Source organism: Sphingomonas sp., from assembly GCF_024508665.1.
Taxonomy (GTDB): Bacteria; Pseudomonadota; Alphaproteobacteria; order Sphingomonadales; family Sphingomonadaceae; genus Sphingomonas.
On record NZ_JANINP010000003.1, the window covers coordinates 127,769 to 144,723 of the forward strand.

General features: G+C 65.2%; 16 protein-coding genes. 10 read left to right on the forward strand and 6 right to left on the reverse strand.

The genetic code is table 11. The features are described 5' to 3' along the window. Nucleotides 1-48 precede the first annotated feature (48 nt). The 5 genes from Q0L25_RS05805 to Q0L25_RS05825 all read right to left on the reverse strand — a co-directional run bounded on the left by Q0L25_RS05805 (nt 49) and on the right by Q0L25_RS05825 (nt 4,804). Nucleotides 49-306 carry a ribbon-helix-helix domain-containing protein gene (locus Q0L25_RS05805; RefSeq protein WP_296612416.1) on the reverse strand — a complete coding sequence of 86 codons (258 nt, stop codon included), beginning with the start codon at nt 304-306 and terminating at the stop codon, nt 49-51. A 121-nt stretch (nt 307-427) separates the two neighbouring features. Beyond that, nucleotides 428-2,254, reverse strand: a complete 1,827-nt coding sequence (gene cobT, locus Q0L25_RS05810) for a cobaltochelatase subunit CobT (RefSeq protein ID WP_296612418.1) — start codon at nt 2,252-2,254, stop codon at nt 428-430. Nucleotides 2,255-2,264: 10 nt separating this feature from the next. Further along, complete coding sequence (gene cobS / locus Q0L25_RS05815) at nt 2,265-3,269, reverse strand: cobaltochelatase subunit CobS (protein ID WP_066589518.1); 1,005 nt, start codon at nt 3,267-3,269, stop codon at nt 2,265-2,267. A 378-nt stretch (nt 3,270-3,647) separates the two neighbouring features. Next, nucleotides 3,648-4,109, reverse strand: a complete 462-nt coding sequence (locus Q0L25_RS05820) for an SRPBCC domain-containing protein (RefSeq protein ID WP_296612421.1) — start codon at nt 4,107-4,109, stop codon at nt 3,648-3,650. Beyond that, the gene (locus tag Q0L25_RS05825) at nt 4,106-4,804 is read right to left on the reverse strand and encodes a winged helix-turn-helix transcriptional regulator (protein WP_296612423.1); all 699 of its coding nucleotides are present in this window, start codon (nt 4,802-4,804) and stop codon (nt 4,106-4,108) included. The genes Q0L25_RS05820 and Q0L25_RS05825 overlap by 4 nt, the downstream gene beginning before the upstream one ends. A gap of 87 nt (nt 4,805-4,891) precedes the next feature. On the opposite strand from Q0L25_RS05825, the gene Q0L25_RS05830 reads away from it, so the two are divergent. The 7 genes from Q0L25_RS05830 (at nt 4,892) to Q0L25_RS05865 (ending at nt 9,974) form a co-directional block, all read left to right on the forward strand. Next, nucleotides 4,892-5,329 carry a VOC family protein gene (locus Q0L25_RS05830; RefSeq protein WP_296612425.1) on the forward strand — a complete coding sequence of 146 codons (438 nt, stop codon included), beginning with the start codon at nt 4,892-4,894 and terminating at the stop codon, nt 5,327-5,329. A gap of 166 nt (nt 5,330-5,495) precedes the next feature. Next, the gene (locus Q0L25_RS05835; protein ID WP_296612427.1) at nt 5,496-5,921 is read left to right on the forward strand and encodes a DoxX family protein; all 426 of its coding nucleotides are present in this window, start codon (nt 5,496-5,498) and stop codon (nt 5,919-5,921) included. A 25-nt stretch (nt 5,922-5,946) separates the two neighbouring features. After that, complete coding sequence (locus tag Q0L25_RS21785; RefSeq protein ID WP_367184088.1) at nt 5,947-6,663, forward strand: DUF1428 domain-containing protein; 717 nt, start codon at nt 5,947-5,949, stop codon at nt 6,661-6,663. A 23-nt stretch (nt 6,664-6,686) separates the two neighbouring features. Continuing rightward, nucleotides 6,687-7,472 carry a VOC family protein gene (locus Q0L25_RS05850; protein ID WP_296612429.1) on the forward strand — a complete coding sequence of 262 codons (786 nt, stop codon included), beginning with the start codon at nt 6,687-6,689 and terminating at the stop codon, nt 7,470-7,472. Continuing rightward, nucleotides 7,469-7,963: a VOC family protein gene (locus tag Q0L25_RS05855; protein ID WP_296612431.1), complete on the forward strand. Its 495-nt coding sequence runs from the start codon at nt 7,469-7,471 to the stop codon at nt 7,961-7,963. The genes Q0L25_RS05850 and Q0L25_RS05855 overlap by 4 nt, the downstream gene beginning before the upstream one ends. Next, on the forward strand, nt 7,956-8,624 hold the full coding sequence (locus tag Q0L25_RS05860; RefSeq protein WP_296612433.1) for a dihydrofolate reductase family protein: 669 nt from the start codon (nt 7,956-7,958) through the stop codon (nt 8,622-8,624). Before Q0L25_RS05855 ends, Q0L25_RS05860 begins: the two co-directional genes overlap by 8 nt. A 66-nt stretch (nt 8,625-8,690) precedes the next feature. Beyond that, nucleotides 8,691-9,974 (forward strand): phospholipid carrier-dependent glycosyltransferase, encoded by a 1,284-nt coding sequence (locus Q0L25_RS05865; RefSeq protein WP_296612434.1) that lies wholly within the window; start codon nt 8,691-8,693, stop codon nt 9,972-9,974. A 157-nt stretch (nt 9,975-10,131) separates the two neighbouring features. Here the strand turns inward: Q0L25_RS05865 and Q0L25_RS05870 are convergent, their stop codons facing one another. Continuing rightward, on the reverse strand, nt 10,132-11,028 hold the full coding sequence (locus Q0L25_RS05870; protein WP_296612436.1) for a LysR substrate-binding domain-containing protein: 897 nt from the start codon (nt 11,026-11,028) through the stop codon (nt 10,132-10,134). Between the two features lie 167 nt (nt 11,029-11,195). Here Q0L25_RS05870 and Q0L25_RS05875 point away from each other — a divergent pair, with 167 nt between their 5' ends. The 3 genes from Q0L25_RS05875 to Q0L25_RS05885 are packed head-to-tail and all read left to right on the forward strand — an operon-like array spanning nt 11,196 to nt 16,903. Then, complete coding sequence (locus Q0L25_RS05875) at nt 11,196-14,384, forward strand: efflux RND transporter permease subunit (protein ID WP_296612438.1); 3,189 nt, start codon at nt 11,196-11,198, stop codon at nt 14,382-14,384. Beyond that, nucleotides 14,377-15,516, forward strand: a complete 1,140-nt coding sequence (locus Q0L25_RS05880; RefSeq protein ID WP_296612440.1) for an efflux RND transporter periplasmic adaptor subunit — start codon at nt 14,377-14,379, stop codon at nt 15,514-15,516. The genes Q0L25_RS05875 and Q0L25_RS05880 overlap by 8 nt, the downstream gene beginning before the upstream one ends. Then, nucleotides 15,506-16,903 carry an efflux transporter outer membrane subunit gene (locus Q0L25_RS05885; protein ID WP_296612442.1) on the forward strand — a complete coding sequence of 466 codons (1,398 nt, stop codon included), beginning with the start codon at nt 15,506-15,508 and terminating at the stop codon, nt 16,901-16,903. The genes Q0L25_RS05880 and Q0L25_RS05885 overlap by 11 nt, the downstream gene beginning before the upstream one ends. The last annotated feature ends 52 nt before the right edge of the window (nt 16,904-16,955 follow it).

Consider the following 16,955-nt stretch of genomic DNA (forward strand, 5'->3'; position numbering starts at 1 on the left):
CGCGCTATTGAGAGTCGTTCGCAGTGTCAACGCTATTGAGAAATATTCTCAACTACGACTGTCGTTCGCTTGGCTAAATGCCCATGTCCGCAACGCGCTGGCGAGGTTTGGCGGATCGGCGGCGAGGATGCGCAACGCGTCGATCTCGGCGACCAAAGCGGATAGTGGCAAGGCACGAGCCTTCGCCGCCTCTTCGAGTGCTCGCCAGAAGATGGGTTCGAGCGTGATCGAGGTTTCATGCCCCGCGATGGTGATCGAGCGTTTTACCGGGCCTGCGAAGCCGCCGGGGGGTGGGTCGATATTCAAGAAAGCCCCTCCCCTTCAGGGGAGGGGTCGGGGTGGGGAATGTCTCGCAGAGCGTATCGCCCGTGACTGCCCCACCCCCAACCCCTCCCCCGAAGGGGAGGGGCTTGATGGAGCCCCATGTTCAAGGCTTGTCGAACAGCGCCGCGAGCTGCTCGATGATCGCGCCACCCAATTGTTCGGCATCCATGATCGTCACCGCGCGCTCGTAATAGCGGGTCACGTCGTGGCCGATGCCGATCGCGACGAGCTCGACCGGCGAGCGGTTCTCGAGCCAGTGGATCACCTGGCGCAAATGACGTTCGAGATAGGAGCCGCTATTTACCGACAAGGTGGAATCGTCGACCGGCGCGCCATCGGAGATCACCATCAGGATCTTGCGCTCCTCGGGACGGCCGATCAGTCGATTGTGCGCCCAGAGCAAAGCCTCCCCGTCGATATTCTCCTTGAGCAGCCCTTCCCGCATCATCAGGCCCAGGCTGGGCTTGGCGCGGCGCCAGTGTTCGTCGGCCTGCTTGTAGACGATGTGGCGGATGTCGTTGAGGCGGCCGGGCTGCGGCGGGCGGCCCGCGGCGAGCCAGCTCTCGCGCGCCTGCCCGCCTTTCCACGCGCGCGTGGTAAAGCCGAGAATCTCGGTCTTCACGCCGCAGCGTTCGAGCGTGCGCGCCAGGATATCGGCGCTGATCGCGGCGATCGAGATCGGCCGCCCGCGCATCGACCCCGAATTGTCGATCAGCAGGGTGACGACCGTATCCTTGAACTCGGTATCGCGCTCGATCTTGTAGCTCAGCGACTGCATCGGGTTGATCACCACGCGCGCCAGCCGTGCGGCGTCGAGCAATCCTTCTTCCTGATCGAAATCCCACGACCGGCTCTGCTGCGCCATCAGCCGGCGCTGCAGCCGGTTGGCGAGCTTGGTCACCGCACCTTGCAGATGAACGAGCTGCTGGTCGAGATACGAACGCAGCCGCGCGAGTTCCTCGGCATCGCACAGCTCGGTCGCCGCGATCACCTCGTCATATTGCGTGGTCCAGGCCCTATAGTCGAATTGCGGCGACAGGTCCGAAAACGGGCGGTTGGGCCGGACGGGAAGCATCCCCTCCTCGCCTTCGTCGCCGGCTTCGCCCTCGGCATCTTCGAACGATTCGTCGCCGGCCTCGGCACCTTCGCCCTCATCGCTCTCGGCTTCGGATTGCTCGCCGCGCGCCTCGACTTCGCCCTGGCCCTGCTCGCCCTGGTCGTCGCCTTCCTCGCCCTGATCCTGTTCCTCGTCGGTGCCTGCGTCGTCCGAGCCGCCGTCGTCGCTGTCCTCGGGAATCTGATCGCCCTCGACCAGGTCGAGGTCTTCGAGCATTTTGGTCGCCAGGCTGGCGAAGGCGCGCTGGTCGTCGAGCGCGAGGCGTAACGCGTCGAGATCGCCGCCCGCTTTCTCCTCGATCCAGTCGCGGACCAGATCGAGCCCCTCGCGCGCCACTTCGGGCGCCGGCTGGCCGGTCAGCCGCTCGCGCACCAGCAGCTGGATCGCGGTCGACAGCGGCACTTCGTCGCGGCTGCGCGCGCGCGTGATCGGGTCCGAGCGCAAGCGCATGTCGAGCGCATGGTTGAGGTTGGCCGAGATACCCGCATAGCCGCGCGACCCCAATGCCTCGACCCGCGCCGTCTCGGCCGCATCGAATACCGCGCGCGCCACCGCGTCGTGCGGCGCGTTCTTGAGGTGAAGCGCCGCATTGTGGAGCTTCAGCCGGAGTGCAAACGAGTCCGCGAAACCACGCGCCTCGGCGACCTGATCGGCCGGCAGCGTCCGCGCCGGCATCGGCACCTTGATATGCTTGCCCGACTGCGCCGGCGCATCGGCGGTGAACGCCAGTTCAACCTCGGCCTCTTCCGACAGCGCGCGCGACGCACCGCCGAGCACGGCCTTGAAGCGATCGAGGGGAGTATCCTGCGCCACGCGCCTGCTGTTACGCCTTTCCGACCACGCTCTCGGGCAGGTCCTTGCCGAACACGCGCTGATAATATTCCGCCACCAGCGCCCGCTCCGCGTCGTCACACTTGTTGAGGAACGACAGGCGGAAGGCGAAGCCGACGTCGCCGAAGATCAGCGCGTTCTGCGCCCAGGTGATGACCGTACGCGGGCTCATCACGGTCGAGATGTCGCCGTTGATGAAGCCCTTGCGGGTCAGGTCGGCGACGCGGACCATGTTGTCGACGACCTGTTTGCCGTCGGGCTTGTCGTACTCGCCCGACTTGGCGAGCACGATCTGCGCCTCGACCGCGGCGGGCAGATAGTTGAGCGTCACGACGATGTTCCAGCGGTCCATCTGACCCTGGTTGATCTGCTGCGTGCCGTGATAGAGGCCGCTCGTGTCGCCCAGGCCGACCGTGTTGGCGGTCGCGAACAGCCGGAAATACGGGTTCGGGCGGATCACGCGATTCTGATCGAGCAGCGTCAGCTTGCCCTCGGTCTCGAGCACGCGCTGGATCACGAACATCACGTCGGGGCGGCCGGCGTCATATTCGTCGAACACCAGAGCGGTCGGCGTCTGCAGCGCCCAGGGCAGCAGGCCTTCGCGGAATTCGGTGACCTGCTGGCCGTCCTTGAGCACGATCGCGTCGCGGCCGATCAGGTCGATGCGGCTGATATGCGCGTCGAGGTTGATGCGGATGCACGGCCAATTGAGGCGCGCCGCGACCTGCTCGATATGCGTCGACTTGCCGGTGCCGTGATAGCCCTGGACCATCACGCGGCGATTGTGCGCGAAGCCCGCCAGGATCGCCAGCGTGGTGTCGGGATCGAACACATAGGCGGGGTCGAGATCCGGCACGCGCTCGTCGGCCTCGCTGAACGCGGGCACTTCCATATCGCTGTCGATGCCGAACAGGTCGCGCACCTTTTTCATCTGGTCGGGCGCGTCGAGCAGCGTCGTCTCACGGCTATCTGGCTGGATGTTTGGGATGTCGGTCATCGTCTATTCCTTCACGCGCCTCCTAGGGTGTGTATTCGCGGTGGGCAATGCCCTGGACGGAGCGGATTTTGGTGCAGGGCTAGAAGCGAGGAAGGAGCGATGTCGATGCATCGTGACCGACGAGCGTCGCCGCCATGCGCCAAAATCCGCCCGCCGCTTCGCGGTTGGGCAGGGAGGCGCGCTGGGCGTCGTCGCTTGCTTGCGCGTAGCTCAAGCTACGCGACCGCGCTGCGCTCCTCGCCAGCGCGCCTCCCTGCCCAATCCAGGGCATTGCCCACCGCGAATACACACCCACGACGCGGCCATGGCGCGAAGTCGAGACGCGAATTGCAGACCCGATGTTCGAAAATTCGGCCCCGCCGTTCGTCGTAACGCGCTCTATTCGAGAAAATCAGCGAGGTTGGCGAGGGTGGAGGCGAGTCCCCGGGCGTGATCCTCGGCGGAGATTCCCGACGGAACATCGCGCGCCGTGATCGTCACTTCCGTGCCCTCCGGAACGGCTTGAAGCGTCCATGTCATCGTCATCGTGCCCGCATAGGCAGGATCGTCCGACTCGAAGCCGGCGGTCTGGACGACACGCTCGCCGGGGACAAGCTCGACCAGCCGCCCCTCGACCGTGTCCGCATCGGTGGACGTCTTGCCGGCCATGGCGTGCGCGCCGGTGAACGTCAGCGTCATGCGATAGCGGCCGCCCGGCCATGGCTCAAACACATCGAATTTCGCCGTCATGCCTTCCGGCGGTAGCCAACGCGCCTGTATCTTGGGGTCGATGAAGGCGTCGTAGATCGCCTGCGGGCTGGCGCGAATGATCCGGCTGCCGGTGTCCGTCCGTCCGGTCACTCTTCGGTCCATTTGGGCGGCAAGGGAAACAGCGTCACGAACCGCTCGGCAAGCGCCCGGTCCCCCTCAATCGCGACCAGTCCCAGCCGTTCGCCTTCCGCGATCGGCACGCCGCCATAGGTCAGCGCGGCAAATCCGCGCGGAGTCGAGGTGAAGACGACATCGGCATCGACCGGCTCGGCGCGTATGACCTGAAAGCTGCTATTGGCGAGTTCGGTCGTGAATACCTCGTCGCCCAGGCGGAAGCCGATCCTGGCGACCATGCCCGCCGAGCGTTCGGCCGACAACATGGTCCGGAACGACAGCATCAGCGACGCCGCCGACAGCGGCAGCGAGGGATCGTGCGCGGGCGATCGCGTCGCCCAGCGGCCGAGTTCCTGAATCGCTGTCTCGCTCTCATAGCCCCAGCGAGTCAGCTCATAGATCTGGACCGAAGCCGGCGGCGGGAGCTTGCGCTTCTTGAGGATGCCGGCCGCCTCCATTCCCTCAAGCCGTTGCGTCAGGACGTTGGCGCTGATGCCGTTCAATGCCGCCTTGAGCTCACCGAAGCGGCGCCCGCCGAACATCAGCTCGCGGACGATCAACAGCGACCAGCGCTCCCCTACCAGTTCGAGCGCCATCGCGGTGCCGCATGCATCGTCATACCACCGTTTTTCTGACGTTTTTTCCTGCTTAGTCATTTTTTCTAACTTCATGGTTGCTTTTTGTAACTATCGAGGTCATAAAAGTCAAGTCAGTTGATTCGCCAGTCCATGGCGGCACCGTCTTTAGGGAGAGATCAGATGACCAAGATGATTTTCGTGAACCTGCCCGTCGCCGATGTCGCCAAGGCGACCGCATTTTACGAAGCGATCGGGTTCGACAAGAATCCGCAATTCAGCAATGGACAGGCTTCCTGCATGGTCTGGTCGGACGCGATCCATGTGATGCTGCTCGACCACGGTTTCTACCGGACCTTCACGTCCAAGCAGATCGCCGACACGCACAAGACCAGCGCCGCGCTGATCGCCTTGTCGCGCGACAGCCGCGAACAGGTCGATGCGATCGCCGACGCCGCGATCGCCGCCGGCGGACGCCAGACGCGCGACACCGAGGATGGGGGCTTCATGTACGCTCGCCCGTTCGAGGACCTCGACGGCCATACGTTCGAGCCGATCTACATGGACATGAAAGCGTTCTCCGCCGCGATGTCCGATCAACAAGAGAGCGTCGCGGCCTGAGCGCCGCGCCCTCCTCCCCAAGGAGATTTACGATGCCCGAACGTTTCCGCCCCTGGATTGCCGGCCTTTTCTGGTTCGCCGTGACCGGCATCGTCATCCTCGACTATCCGGCGCTTGCCGGCATGCCGATCACCGCCTGATCACCACCGCTTCCAGGAGAGAAAGCATGGCGAGCACCTATCGAGCCGCTTCGGCGGCGACGCCTCCGCGCGCCCTTGAGCTATGGGGCGGCCGCATCCTGACTGCCCTGATCATCCTGTTCCTCGGTGCCGATGCCGCGGGCAAGCTGATCGCCCCGATAACGATGATCGCGCACAGCCCGCCGCTGGGACTCCCCGCCACGTCCGGCTTCTACCGGCTGCTGGGGGCAATATTGGGCCTCGCGACCGCGCTTTACGCCTGGCAGCGCACGGCATTGCTCGGCGCGATCTTGCTGACCGGCTATCTGGGCGGCGCTGTGGCGACCCATTTGCGCGTCGGAAGCCCGCTGATCGGCTACACGCTGTTCGGCGTCTATCTCGGGATCATGCTATGGGCAGGCCTGTGGCTGCGCGACTCCCGCATCCGCGCATTGCTGCCCCTGAACCGTTGACCAAAACAACAGAAGGAGAGGCATCATGACCTATGTGCAGGGCTTCATCATTCCGGTGAAGGAAGGCGATAAGCAGCGCTATCTCGACTTGGCGAAAAAGGCCGCGCCCGTCTTCGCCGAATATGGTGCGATGGCGACGGTCGAATGCTGGGGCGACGACGTCCCCGACGGCAAGCGCACCGACATGAAGCGCGCGGTGAAAGCCGAGCCCGACGAGAAGATCGTCTTCTCCTGGGTGTGGTGGCCCGACAAGGCGACCTGCGACGCGGCGGCCGAGAAACTGATGGCCGATGAGCGGATGCAGCCCGACGGCGAGATGCCGTTCAATCCGCAGCGGATGATCTATGGCGGGTACGAGCCCGCCTATGAAGGCGGCGAGGGCGGCAAGTTCGGCTTTGTCGACGGGATCGTCGCGCCGACCGCCTCCGACAAGGCCGCCTTCGTCGACCATGCCCGAACGATCTCGGCCTATTTCCTGAAGAAGGGCGCGACGCGCATCGTCGATGGCTGGGGCGTCGACGTGCCCGACGGCAAGGTCACCGACTTCAAGCGCGCGGTCGCGGCCGAGGAAGGCGAGACGGTAATCTTCGGCTGGGTCGAGTGGCCCGACAAGGCGACCCGCGATGCCGCCTTTGCCGGGATGATGGACGATCCCGACATCCAGGCCGCGCCGCCAGCGTTCGACATGCAGCGCGCGATCTTCGGCGGCTTCGTGCCGATCCTCGATACCGATCACCAATAACGACCATCAACAGGAGAGAGATGATGGCTACCCGAACCGGAATGCCGATCTGGTATGAATTGCTGACCAGTGACGTCGATGCCGCCAAGAGATTCTATGGCGACATCGTCGGCTGGACCACGACCGCGTTCCCGTCGCCCGACGGCGGAATGCAATACAATATCTTCAACGTCGGCGAGACCGGCGTCGGCGGTCTGGCAGGATTGCCGGCAGGCGCGCCCACCGGCGGCCCGGCATGGCTCTCTTATTTCTACGTCGCCAACGTCGATGCGAGCGTGGCGGAGGTCGAGAAAGCCGGGGGCAAGACCCATATGCCGCCGACCGACCTGCCCGGCGTCGGCCGGATCGCGCTCGTCAACGATCCGCAGGGCGTGCTGTTCTACGTCATGACGCCCGATCCCTCGATGCCGGATCAGGAGAGCACGGCCTTCTCGGCCAACCTGCCCGGCCGCTGCAGCTGGAACGAACTGGTCACCAGCGACCAGAAGGCGGCATTGCCTTTCTATTCCTCGTTGCTCGGCTGGACCTCCAAGGAGGCGATGCCGATGGGCGAGATGGGCGATTACACCTTCATCGATTGCGGCGACGTTCGGCTCGGCGCGATGATGGATCGGGCGAGCCCCGAACAGCCGCTCAAATGGACTTTCTACTTCGCCATCCCCGACGTCGACGCCGCGGTCAACAAGGTCAAAGCGCATGGCGGTACCGTGATCATGGGGCCGATGGACGTCCCCGGCGGCCAGCGCATCATTCTCGCCGTCGACCCGCAAGGCGCGTCGGTCGGCTTCGTCTCAGGAGAACGGCAATGAACAAGATGGCAACCTGTCTGTGGTTCGATCGCGGCGAAGCCCGCAAGGCAGCGGAATTCTATGCCGCGACCTTCCCCGACAGCCATGTCGGAAGCCCGCATGAAGCGGCGTCCGACTATCCGGGCGGCAAGGCCGGCGACGAACTCACGGTGGAATTCACTGTGCTCGGCCAGGCGTTCCTGGGATTGAACGGCGGTCCCAATTTCAAGCCGAACGAAGCGGTCAGCTTCCAGGTCTATACCGACGATCAGGAGGAAACCGATCGCTATTGGAATGCGATCGTCGGCAATGGCGGCGCGGAAAGCGCGTGCGGCTGGTGCAAGGACCGCTGGGGCTTTTCGTGGCAGATCACGCCGCGCGTGCTGATCGATGCGGTGAGCGGTTCCGACCGCGCCGCCGCCAAGCGTGCGATGGACGCGATGATGACCATGAAGAAGATCGACATCGCGACGATCGAGCGCGCCCGCGCCGGGGAGCAGATCGATGCGTAAGGTGACCGGCGGCGTGTTCCTCTCGCTCGACGGCGTGATGCAGGCGCCCGGCGGTCCGACCGAGGACTATACCGGTGGCTTCGACCAGGGCGGCTGGCTGTTCCGGTTCGGCGACGAAGGCATATTCGATACCGTCGGCTCGCTCTTCGCCGGCGAGTACGACCTGCTGCTCGGCCGGCGTACTTACGACATCTTCGCCTCCTATTGGCCCTATGTCGAAGGTCCCGAAGCGGCGATGGGCCAGGCGTTCGCGCGCGCCGGCAAACATGTGCTGACGCGCGGCGATCGGCCGCTCGAATGGCAGAATAGCCATCGTCTGAAAGGGGTGGACGACGTCGCTGCGCTCAAACGGAGCGAAGGCCCCGACCTTATCATCCAGGGATCGAGCACGATCTATCCAGACCTGCTCGCCGCCGGGCTGATCGATCGTCTGGTGCTGATGATCTTCCCGGTGACGCTCGGCAAGGGCAAAAGGCTGTTTGGCGAGGGGACGCCGGCAGGCAAGCTGCGGATGACGGACCACAAGGTCACGGCCAAGGGCACGGTCATCGCGACCTACGAACCGGACGGCGCTATCCCTGCGGACGCGTCGTTCCCCGAGCCCAGCACGAGCCAACGCGAGCAGGAGCGCCAGGCACGGATGCGGGAGGAGAAGTGGTAGGCGTGTCCAAGGGTCTCTCCCAAAACCGGTATCCACTTTTCAACACGATAGGCTAAGCGGGCGGGGATGCATGGTCGTCCCCGCCCGTTTCTCGTCGCGATCCTGATCGGGCTGGCCGCGGAGGCGCTGTTCCTGTGGGGCGTCACGATTCCGTCGAAGATCGTGTTCGACGAGATTCACTACGTTCCCGCCGCCCGCGCGCTGCTCGCGCTGTCTGGGCCGGTGAATACAGAACATCCCCTGCTCGCCAAGGAATTCATCGCCGCGGGGATCGCGCTGTTCGGCGATAACGCCTTGGGCTGGCGATTCTTCTCGACCATCGCCGGCGCGGCGACGGTGATGGGCGTGTTCGCGATCCTGTGGTTGCTTTACGGGCGGATGCGGCCGGCGGTGATGGGCGCGATCTTCGCGCTGCTCAACTTCACCATCTATATCGAAGCGCGGATCGCGATGATCGATCCGTTCCTCGCCGTTTTCACCATCTGGGCGATCGCCGCCATGCTGTGGGCGATGCGCGCGTCGCCGGGCAAGGTCTGGTTGCGCTGGATCGTCGCGGCGATCCTGTTCGGGTTGGCGGTCGCGGCGAAATGGGCCGCCGTGCCCTATGTCGCTGGGGCCGGTATCGCCTTCCTCGCGATGCGCTGGCGCGACGCGACGCGGGCGAAGCGTCCCCTCGCGACGCTGTGGTCCGCTCGCGACCAGCCGCATTGGCCGGGCCTTGCCGCCTTCCCCGCGCTGCTCGCCTTCGGGCTGGTCGCGATCGCGGCCTATTTCCTGACCTTCGCACCCGCCTTCTTCTATCACGACCAGCCGCTGACCCTCGCCGAGCTGCTGCCGTTCCAGATGACGATGTATGCCGAGCAGACGCAGGTCCTGCCGCACCACACCTACGAATCGTCCTGGTGGACCTGGCCGCTGATCATTCGCCCGATCTGGTATTTCTACGAGCCCTCCGACGGCGCGATGCGCGGCATCCTGATGATCGGCAATCCGGTGATCATGTGGGGCGGGCTGGTCGCTGTGCTCGCCTGTGTGTGGGGCTGGCTCCGCGTGCGAGACCCCAGGCTGCTGTTCGCCGCGGGACTATGGATAGCGAGTTATCTGATCTGGGTGATCATCCCCAAGTCGCTGGGCTTCTATTATTACTATTACCTGCCATCGATCTTCCTGTGCATCGCGCTGGCCGCCGCGTTCGACCATTTCGGCAAGGACAGGTTCGAGCATTGGGACGAGGGATTCGCGATCCTGGCGTTCGGAATCGCGGTCTATTTCTTCCCGATCATCTCCGCCGCGGCGCTGCCGGGGGAGCAATCCTTCATGCACTGGATGTGGTTCTCGAGCTGGCCTTAGCGGAATAGCGAAACTCCCCTCCCGCTTGCGGGAGGGGTGGGGGGGGGTCTGTTATGCCCGACAATCGCTAGCGGACATGCCCTCCCCTAACCCCTCCCGCAGGCGGGAGGGGAATAATGTAGCTATTTCAGGTCGCTCGCCCTCGCGAATATCGGGACTAAGCCTCCATCGCACCCGCCGGACGAGTAAGTACCTGGAGGAAATGACGACAGGGCAGCGTCAGGTCGGAAACGTGATGGACCAGCCACAGCATCATCGTCACGTCGGTCAGCGGCCGATAGGCCAAGGCAGCCGATTGCAAATTGCATAGCGATTCCGCCAACACCATCACGCCGATCCCGGCGGCGGTCAGCCCGAATAGCGTCGACACGTCGCTCACCACTTGCGCGACATTGGGCTCGACACCGCGTTCGCGCATCAACGCCATCAGCTCGCCGGTGAACAGGCTGCGTTCGGTCGAGTAGAAGACCATGGGTTCGCCGGTCAGATCGAGGAGGTCGACCGTGTCCTGCGCCGCCAGCCGGTGATCGGGTGGCACGCCGACGAACAATCGTTCGCGAAGGAAAGGCTGTGCGATCAGGTCGCGCGGCAGGACGGGCCTTGCGCGGCTGCGCATGAAGCCGATGTCGAGCAAGCGGTCGTCGATATCCTCGACCTGGGCGCGGCCCGACGCCTCGCGCAGGACGAGCTTCACGTCGGGGTAGAGACGGCGGAATTCGGCGATCGCCCGCGCGATCTCGGGAATGAATGGGGCCGAGGCGTTGAACCCGATCGCCAGTTCGCCACGTTCGCCCCGCGCCGCGCCGCGCGCGACCGCCATGGCATGCTCGGCCTGGCGCAACGTCGCCCGCGCAGCATCGAGAAACAGCTTGCCGGCGGGAGTCAGCGTGACGCTGCGGCTGGTGCGATCGAGCAAGCGCACCTGCAATTCGTCTTCCAATGCCCGAATTTGCTGGCTGAGAGGCGGTTGCGATATGCCGAGATGCTTTGCCGCGCGTGCGAAGTGCAGATCCTCCGCGACACGAACGAAATAGCGCAGGTGGCGTAACTCCATTATCAAGACGTAATAAATATCAATCATGCCGTAAACAATATTGGACAGGCGCGGTTGTCGCGCCCACTTCGCCGCGACGCAGCATCGGCTTGCCACCGGTGCCATCACAAAGATCGCCGACGGTGCTCCCCCGCCCCGCCACCGGCAATCGAACACGGGAATCGCCGATGATCGGAATCGTCCGCATAGCGCTGACGCGACCGCTGACCTTCGTGGTCATGGCCATTCTGATCGCGCTGATCGGCGTGCTGACGGCCGTCCGGACTCCGGTCGACATCTTTCCCAATATCCGCGTGCCGGTGATCGCGGTGGCCTGGCAATATAGCGGCCTGCCGCCCGATCAGATGTCGGGGCGCATCATCACGCCCTTCGAGCGCGTGCTGACGACCACCGTCAACGACATCGACCATATCGAGAGCCAGTCGATGCCCGGCATCGGCGTGACCAAGATCTATTTCCAGCCCGGCGCCGATATCCGCACCGCCACCGCGCAGGTGACCAGCGTGTCGCAGACCGTGCTCAAGCAGCTGCCGCCGGGTGTCACCCCGCCGCTGATCCTCAACTACAACGCCTCGACCGTGCCGATCCTGCAGCTCGCTTTGTCGGGCAAGGGTCTGTCCGAGGGCAAGATGTTCGACCTGGCGCAGAACCAGGTCCGCCCCGGCCTGGTGACCGTACCCGGCGCGGCGATCCCCTATCCTTCGGGCGGGCGTCAGCGCCAGATCCAGGTCGATCTCGACCCGGCCGCGCTTCAGTCCAAGGGGCTGTCGGCGCAGGATGTCGGCAACGCCATCGCCGCGCAGAACCAGATCAATCCGGTCGGCTTCGCCAAGATCGGCAGCTTCCAGTATAGCGTCGCGCTCAACAACGCGCCCAGCTCGGTCGAGCAACTCAACAACTTGCCGGTCAAGGTGGTGAACGGCGCCACCATCTATATGCGCGATGTCGCCCATGTCCGCGACGGATCGGCGCCGCAGACCAATGTCGTCCATGTCGACGGGTCGCGATCGGTGCTGATCACCGTGCTCAAGAACGGCGCCACGTCGACGCTGGCGATCGTCCAGGGAATCAAGGACGCGCTGCCCAACATCCAGGCGACCTTGCCCAGCGCGCTCAAGATCGTGCCGATCGGGGACCAGTCGCTGTTCGTCAAGGCGGCGGTCGAGGGCGTCATCAAGGAAGGCGCGATCGCCGCCGCGCTCACGTCTTTGATGATCATGCTGTTCCTGGGCTCGTGGCGATCGACGGTGATCATCGCGATCTCGATCCCGCTGGCGATCCTGGGCGCGATCATCGCCCTGTCCGCGACCGGCAACACGCTCAACATCATGACGCTGGGCGGCTTGAGCCTCGCGGTCGGCATCCTGGTCGACGATGCGACGGTGACGATCGAGAATATCAACTGGCACCTCGAACAGGGCAAGCCGGTGTTCACCGCGATCATGGACGGCGCGGCGCAGATCGTGACCCCGGCGTTCGTGTCGCTGCTGTGCATCTGCATCGTGTTCGTGCCGATGTTCTTCCTGCCCGGCGTCGCCGGCTTCCTGTTCGTGCCGATGGCGCTCGCCGTGGTGTTCGCGATGATCATGTCGTTCGTCCTGTCGCGCACCCTGGTGCCGACCATGGCCAACTATCTGCTCAAGCCGCATGCCGGCGACATGCACGCAGCCGGGACGCCGTCCTCGCGCAACCCGCTGGTTCGTTTCCAGCGCGGCTTCGAGCAGCGGTTCGAACGGTTTCGCAAAAGCTATGGGGCGTTGCTCGAACGCGCGCTGGCGACGCCGCGGCCGTTTGTCATCGGCTTCCTGGCATGCGTCGCGCTGTCTTTCCTGCTGGTGCCGTTCCTGGGCGAGAATTTCTTCCCGTCGGTCGATGCCGGGCAGATGGCGCTGCATGTCCGTGCGCCGGTCGGATCGCGGATCGAGGATACGTCGGCGCAGTTCGACCGTATCGAACAGCGCATCCGCCAGATCATCCCGGCGGACGAACTGGTGTCCGTGGTCGACAATATCGGCCTGCCGGTCAGCTCCATCAACACGACCTACAACAATTCGGGCACGGTGGGGCCGCAGGACGGCGACGTCCTGATCCAGCTGACCAAGGATCACCGGCCGACCGACGATTATGTCCGGATGCTGCGCGAGCAATTGCCGCGCGATTTCCCCGGCTCCACCTTCTCGTTCCTGCCCGCCGACATCACCAGCCAGATCCTGAACTTCGGCGCGCCCGCGCCGATCGATGTCGCGATCTCTGGCAAGGACGGCGAAGGCAATGCTGCTTTCGCGCGCGAAGTGCTGCGTCGGATCAAGGCGATCCCCGGCTTGGCCGACGCCCGCATCCAGCAATCGGCGCGCTACCCGCAGCTCAATGTCGATGTCGACCGCAGCCGGATCGGCCAATACGGCCTGACCGAGCGCGATGTGACCGCCAGCCTGGGCAACTCGCTCGCCGGCTCGTCGCAGACCGCACCAGTCTATTTCCTCGATCCTGCCAGCGGCGTGTCCTACCCGGTGGTGGCGCAGACGCCCGAATATCAGGTCGGGTCGATCAGCGACCTCGCCAATGTCCCGGTCACCGGCTCGGCCGGCGCCAGCCAGATCGTCGGCGGCATTGCCACGATCGGCCGTTCCTATGCGCCGACCGTGGTGTCGCACTATAATATCGCGCCGGTCGTCAATGTATTCGCGACCACCAACGGGCGCGATCTCGGCGCGGTCGCCGGAGACATCAACCGCGTGCTCAAGGACATGAAGGCGAAGGCACCGAAGGGCACGACCGTCACGCTGCGCGGCCAATATGCGACGATGAATGCGGCATTTTCCGGCCTCGCCTTCGGCCTGCTGGGTGCGATCGTGCTGATCTACCTGTTGATCGTCGTGAACTTCCAGTCGTGGCTCGACCCATTCGTGATCATCACCGCTTTGCCCGGCGCGCTGGCCGGCATCGTCTGGATGCTGTTCGCGACCGGCACGACCTTGTCGGTCCCGGCGCTGACCGGCGCGATCATGTGCATGGGCGTCGCCACCGCGAATTCGATCCTGGTGGTCAGCTTCGCGCGCGAGCGGTTGGCCGAACTGGGTGACGCGACCGCGGCAGCGCTCGACGCCGGTCTGGTCCGCTTCCGTCCGGTGTTGATGACCGCGCTGGCGATGATCATCGGCATGTTGCCGATGGCGCTGGGTCTGGGCGAAGGCGGCGAGCAGAACGCGCCGCTCGGCCGCGCGGTGATCGGCGGCCTGATGGTCGCGACCTTCGCCACCCTGATGTTCGTTCCCGTAATCTTCAGCCTCGTCCACCGGCGCAAAGCCGGCGATGCGGACGCGGCGCCAAAGCAGCTGGAGGAAGCCTATGCCTGACGGCGACGGCCCCAATCTGAAACGCACCGGCATCATCGCCGCGGTCGCCGCGATCGCAGTGGTCGGCATCGGCATCGGCACCCGCGTCCATTCGCAGGCGCAGCTCGCGACCTGGACGCACGACCAGTCGACCCCGACGGTCAATGTGATCCACGCCAAGCCGAGCGCCGCCACCACCGCGCTGACGCTTCCGGCGACGCTGCAGGCGTTGCAAAGCGCGCCGATCTACGCCCGGACCAGCGGCTATATCCGCAAATGGTTCGTCGATATCGGCGACACTGTCGGGCGCGGCCAATTGCTGGCGGTGATCGACGCGCCGGAGGTCGACCAGCAGTTGGCCGCCGCGCGCGCCGACCTGCAGACGGCGCGCGCCAATCAGCAGCTCGCCGCGACCACTGCGACACGCTGGCAGACGATGCTAGGCAAGGACGCGGTGTCGAAGCAGGAAACCGACGAGAAGGTCGGCGACCTCGCCGCCAAATCCGCCGTCGCCAATGCCGCGCGCGCCAATGTCAGCCGCCTGCAATATCAACAGGGCTTCACCCGGCTGACCGCGCCGTTCGCCGGCGTGGTAACGACGCGGTCGACCGATATCGGCGCGCTCGTGACCGCGGGCAGTGCCGCCAGCGCACCTTTGTTCACCGTGTCGGACGTCAGCAAGATCCGGGCCTTCGTGAAGGTTCCCCAGGCCTATTCGGCGCAGGTCCATCCGGGCATGGAAGTTCAGCTCACGCTGCCGGAATATCCCGGCCGGACGTTCAAGGCGGTGATGACGCGATCCGCCGACGCGGTGGATACGAGCTCGGGTACGGTGCTGGTCGAATTGCTCGCCGACAATGGCGACCGCGCACTCAAGCCGGGCGCCTATTCGCAGGCGACCTTCCCGATCGGCGGCGCCCGCACTGCCGTCGAGCTCCCTGCCAGCGCGATGATCATCGGCAAGAATGGTACCCAGGTCGCGGTGCTGGATGCCGGCGGCAAGGTCCGGCTCAAGACGGTGACGATCGGCCGCGATCTGGGCGACCGCGTCCAGATCAGCGCGGGGCTGACGCCGGCCGATCAGGTGATCGACAACCCGCCCGATTCGATCCAGTCGGGTGACAAGGTGCAGGTCGCGCGCGGTGGCAAATAAGCGCCTCCTCGCTTTGTCCTTGGCATTGCTTGGCGGGTGTTCGCTGGCGCCGGCCTATCAGCGCCCTGCGATCAGCACCCCTGAAGCGTTCAAGGAAGCGCCGTGGCAGCCGGCCGGCAGCGATGTCGCTCCATCCGGCAAATGGTGGGAGGCCTTCGGCGACCCCGCGCTGACCGCGCTCGAAGAGCGGATCGACAAAGGCAATTTCGATCTCGCTGCCGCGTCGGCACGCTATCAGCAGGCACTGGGTGCGGCGCGCCAGGCGCGTGGCGACCTGTTCCCGCAGGTCGGCGCGTCAACCAGCATCGAGCGCCAGCGCCAGTCGGCCAACCGCCCCAACAGTCCGGGCCGGCCCAGCACGTTCACGGACAAAGCGATCGGCGCGTCCCTCTCCTATGAGCTCGATTTGTTCGGCCAGGTGCGCAATCGCGTCGCCGCGGGTGACGCCTCGGCTAAGGCCGCGGCGTTCGACGTCGACGGCATCCGGCTGGGCCTGCAGACCCAGCTCGCCTCGACCTATTTCGATCTGCGCGGGCTCGACGCGCGGATCACGTTGCTCAAGCAGACAGTCGCGTCCTATCAGCGCGCCTTCGACCTCACCGATACGCGCCATTCGGGCGGGATCGCCTCGGGGATCGATGTCAGCCGCGCGCAAACGCAATTGTCGAGCGCCAAGTCCGAACTGTCTGCCGTCGAAATCGACCGCGCGCAGGACGAGCACGCCATCGCCGTGCTGGTCGGCGAAGCGCCGGAGACTTTCACCATCGCTATCGCGGACCAGCAGTCGCGGCCGCCCGTCATCGCCGCAGGCCTGCCCTCGACGCTGCTCGAACGCCGGCCCGACATCGCCGCGGCGGAACGCCGCGTCGCCGCCGCCAATGCCGAAATCGGCGTCGCAAAGGCCGCGTTGTTCCCCAACATCACCTTGGGCGGCGCGGTCGGTTACGAAGCGGCGGGCGGCAGCTGGCTGAGCGCGCCGAGCACCTTCTGGGCGCTGGGGCCGTTGCAGGCGGTGCTGTCGATCTTCGACGGCGGCAAGCGACGCGCCGGCGTTAAGATCGCGCGGGCGCAATATGACGAGGCCGCCGCCAATTACCGCCAGACCGTGCTCACCGCGTTCCGCGAAGTCGAGGACGATCTCGCCGCGCAGCGTCTGTTGATCGCGAGCGAAGCCGATCAGGCCGAAGCGACGCGCGCGGCCGAACGGACGCGCGACCTGGCCCTGACCCGCTATCATGACGGGGCGTCGGATTATCTCGAAGTGGTGCTCGCGCAGACGGCGGCCTTGGACGCCGAGCGTAGCCTGTTACAGCTGCGCGCGCGGCAATTGCAGGTGGCTAGCGATACGTTCCGGGCGTTGGGTGGGGGTTACGGGGTCACGTCCTGATCTCCGACGCCTCCCCGGCGAAGGCCGGGGCCTAGTTTCGTGATATAGCGAC